The organism is Psychrobacter sp. (genome assembly GCF_035469765.1).
Taxonomy (GTDB): domain Bacteria; phylum Pseudomonadota; class Gammaproteobacteria; order Pseudomonadales; family Moraxellaceae; genus Psychrobacter.
On sequence record NZ_DATIRM010000150.1, the window covers coordinates 1 to 4,202 of the forward strand.

Genomic DNA, 4,202 nt, shown 5'->3' on the forward strand with positions numbered 1-4,202 from the left:
ATGGCATTGACAGTCAAATCGCGTCGCTGCAAATCGTCTTTTAAGCTGACATCAGGGCTCGCATGTACACTAAATCCTTGATAGCCTAACCCTTGCTTACGCTCAGTGCGTGCAAGGGCGTATTCTTCACGGCTTACTGGATGCAAAAATACCGGAAAATCTGCGCCTACTTGCTGAAAGCCTGCGTCAAGCATCTCGGCAACCGTTGCCCCAACGACAACGAAATCTTTATCTTTGATAGGGCGCCCTAATAGCTGATCACGTACCGCACCGCCGACGAGATACACTTGCATAATATTCTCTTTATCTTATTATCAATGAATCAGATTTTTTTACCAAAAAAACCAGCCAATGCTTTGAGCATTGGCTGGTTTTAGTATAGCAGACGGTCTCTATAAAAAGAGGTTAGAGACCGCCTAAATTACGCACTGTGCAGAGCATAATCGATTACTGTTGCTCGTTTTCTAAGTCTTGAGCTTCCGTAACCGCAAGTGCTGTCATATTGACCACACGGCGTGCTGTGGCTGATGGCGTTAGGATATGCACAGGTTTGCTTGCGCCTAATAAGATAGGACCAATAGAGGCGCTACCAGTTGCTGTCTTAAGCAGGTTAAAGGCAATATTTGACGCATCTAACGTTGGCAAGATAAGCAGGTTTGCTGAGCCTTTTAGGTTACTTGATGGTAAATCGCTTAAACGGATATTCTCATCAAGTGCGGCATCACCTTGCATCTCGCCGTCAAACTCAAAGTCGACATTCATTTCAGTCAGCAACTGATGCACCTTACGCATTTTAACCGCACTGGCATGATCAGAAGTACCGAAGTTTGAATGTGACACCAATGCCACACGCGGGGTAATGCTAAAGCGGCGTAATTGCTCTGCTGCTAACACAGTCATCTCAGCCAATTGCTCAGCAGTTGGATCTTCATGGATATGGGTATCAGCAATAAAGATGTTACGATCTTGCATGAGTACTGCATTCATCGCATAAAAATCATTAACGCCTTCTTTTTTATCAATCACTTTACCAACGTATTTTAAATGTAGTTGATAGTGGCCGAATGTACCACAAATCATACCATCGGCATCACCATTTTCAACCAACAGCGCTCCGATTAAAGAGGTTTTGCGGCGCACATCACGGCGAGCAAGCTCGATACTGACGCCATTACGTTTGTTTTTCTCGTAATAGCCTTTCCAGTAATCAGTATAGCGCGGGTCATCATCAACATTGATGATAGTGATGTTCTCGCCATCTTTTAAACGAAGTGCCAGCTTTTCGATGTTCTTTTCAATCACTGAAGGGCGACCGACCAAGATTGGATAAGCCAATTGCTCATCGACGACAACTTGGACAGCTAATAAGACATTTCTGTCTTCACCTTCACTAAATACGATACGTTTTGGATCCGCTTTTGCGCGAGCAAAGATAGGCTTCATCACAAACGCTGAGTTATAAACGAACTCAGACAAACGTTGACGATAGGCATTCATATCAGCGATAGGAAGGGTTGCAACCCCTGAATCCATCGCCGCTTTTGCGACTGCAGAGGCAATCTCAATGATTAGGTTTGGCTCAAGTGGTCCTGGGATCAGGTACTCACGACCAAAGCTTGGTGTGTTCTCAACATTTTTGCTGTTGCTCATTGGCGTCGCTTCAACATGTGCCATAGCAGCAATGGCACGTACGCACGCAATTTTCATCTCTTCGTTAACGGTCGTTGCGCCCACATCTAACGCACCGCGGAAAATATAAGGGAAACACAACGCGTTGTTTACTTGGTTCGGGTAGTCTGAGCGACCAGTAGCCATAATGACGTCTGGACGGACAGCATGTGCCAATTCTGGCATAATCTCAGGGGTTGGGTTGGCAAGCGCAAAGATGATAGGGTCTTTTGCCATACGGCGAACCATATCTTCTGTCAATGTACCAGGCATAGATAGACCTAGGAACATATCGACATCATCCATCAGCTCTTCAATAGTCGTGGCAGTGGTTTCACGAGCATAGCGCTGTTTGGTTTCATCAAGGTTTTCACGGCTAGTAGAGATGATGCCGCGTGAGTCTGACACATAGACATTGTTTTTATTGACACCAAGGGCGCAAATGATGTCCAAGCAAGAAATCGCTGCAGCACCGGCACCAGAACAGATGATTTTAATATCTTCAATCTTTTTGTTAGTGATGATCAAGGCATTCAGCATCGCCGCCGCAACAATGATTGAAGTACCATGTTGATCATCATGGAATACTGGAATGTTCATACGCTTACGCAATTCGCGCTCGATTTTGAAACATTCTGGTGCTTTGATGTCTTCTAGGTTGATACCACCAAAAGTAGGCTCTAAAGAGGCAACGGCCTCAATGAATTTATCCGGATCGTTTTGTGCAATTTCAATATCAAAAACGTCGATACCAGCGAATTTTTTGAATAGAACCCCTTTACCTTCCATGACAGGCTTTGATGCCAATGGACCAATATTCCCTAGACCTAATACTGCGGTACCATTGGTGATAACACCGACCAAGTTGCTACGTGCCGTATATTTAGCTGCTAAAGAAGGATCTCTTTGAATCTCAAGGCAAGGTACTGCGACCCCTGGCGAGTAGGCAAGTGCCAGATCACGTTGGTTCGCTAACTGCTTAATAGGGGTGACCGAAATCTTACCTGGTCGTGGATGTGAATGGTAATGTAGGGCAGCTTGTTCAAACTGCTCTTTTTCCGTACTAGGGGTGTCCGTATTCAAAGTGATATCGTCATTCATAATAATTGCCATGGTTAGGATAAATTGGAATAAATTAAATGGTGATAAAAACTAATGCCTAATTCTCAAAAAATCATCGAAGATGATAATGAGTGTACATTGATTGTTATGGGGTGGTATGCGGCGCTTAGACATCCAGAAAAAACAATATTGTAAAATATTGATTATAGCATTATTTGCAATTACTTGCCTAGCTAAGCACAGTGAACTGCGCAAACAATATAATAAATTGATATTCATTATTTAGCTAGTTGATAATGCCAAAAAACTGACCTAAATATCAACCATGAACTACCCACTACCTTAGAGGTAGGGGTTTCTCAGGTAATACCCAGACTTATTTGCGATGTTCTGCTATAGCGGTTAGGCAAATTTACTAAGCTAACTCCCTTGAACAAAGGGTTTTTTGACTGTTTGCAAGCATCGTAAGCCTTCGTTGAGGATATTGATACTGGCGTTAATGTCGCGGTCATGGTGGGTGTGGCAAATTTTGCAATCCCACGCCCTGTCGCTTAATTTAAGCTCATCTTTGCTAAGAATATGACCACAGCAAGAGCAGGTTTTTGACGATGGAAACCATCTATCAACCTTGATCAGTGTTTTGCCGTACCAGTTAGCTTTATAGGTCAGCATATTGGTGAATGTTGACCAAGATGCGTCGCTAATAGCTTTGGCAAGCTTGTGATTCTTAACCATACCTTTGACGTTTAGATTCTCAATCGCAATAATGTCGTGGTTTTTGACGATATTGAATGAGGTTTTGTGCAAAAAGTCGGTGCGGGTATTTTTTATTTTTTGGTGGATTTTGGCGACTTTGGCATTTTGCTTTTGATAATTACGACTTTGAGATAATTTACGATTGGCGGCTTTTGCCACTCGCGCACGTTTGGATAAAATACGCTGAGCTTTGGCAAGTTTGACTTCAAGCTTCGCTAGAAACTTAGGGTTGGCAACTTTTGATCCGTCCGATAAAACGATAAAGTCTGTCAATCCTAAATCAATGCCGATATTTGATTGGGTTTTTGGTAATTCGTCAACGGTGGTTTCAACCAAAACGCTTGCATAGTATTGATCTGTGGCGGTTTTGGTGATGGTGGCACTTTTGATAAGCCCATTGATAGAACAATGTACCTTCGCCCTGATGTGACCGATTTTAGGCAGCTTGACGGTGCTATTGGTGACTGACACTGTGCCTTTTTGATTGTTAGTGGTGTAGCTGTCTTTGGTGCCTTTTTTCTTGAACTTAGGAAAGCCTGAGCCTTGCTTGAAAAACTTGTTATAAGCGCTTCTTAGGTTCTGCTGAACGTTGGCCAATGCCAGGCTATCCACCTCTTTTAACCACTCAAACTCTTTTTTGTACTGGGCAGGGGTGTTTTTTAGGTTTTTTTTATGGATTTGGTGATGATTTATTTTATCAGCCAGCATTCTATTCC

The 4,202-nt window shown here is 43.1% G+C and carries 2 protein-coding genes and 1 pseudogene; all 3 read right to left on the bottom strand.

What is annotated here, in order from left to right; translation table 11 throughout:
• A pseudogene (locus VLN09_RS04215) lies at window positions 1-293 on the bottom strand (tRNA nucleotidyltransferase); the annotation flags it as partial.
• Between the two features lie 154 nt (window positions 294-447).
• Entirely contained in the window at window positions 448-2,769 is a 2,322-nt protein-coding gene (locus VLN09_RS04220; protein ID WP_325243985.1) for an NADP-dependent malic enzyme, read from the bottom strand.
• Between the two features lie 381 nt (window positions 2,770-3,150).
• A partial coding sequence (locus tag VLN09_RS04225; protein ID WP_325243987.1) for an RNA-guided endonuclease TnpB family protein occupies window positions 3,151-4,202 on the bottom strand: 1,052 nt, incomplete at its 5' end.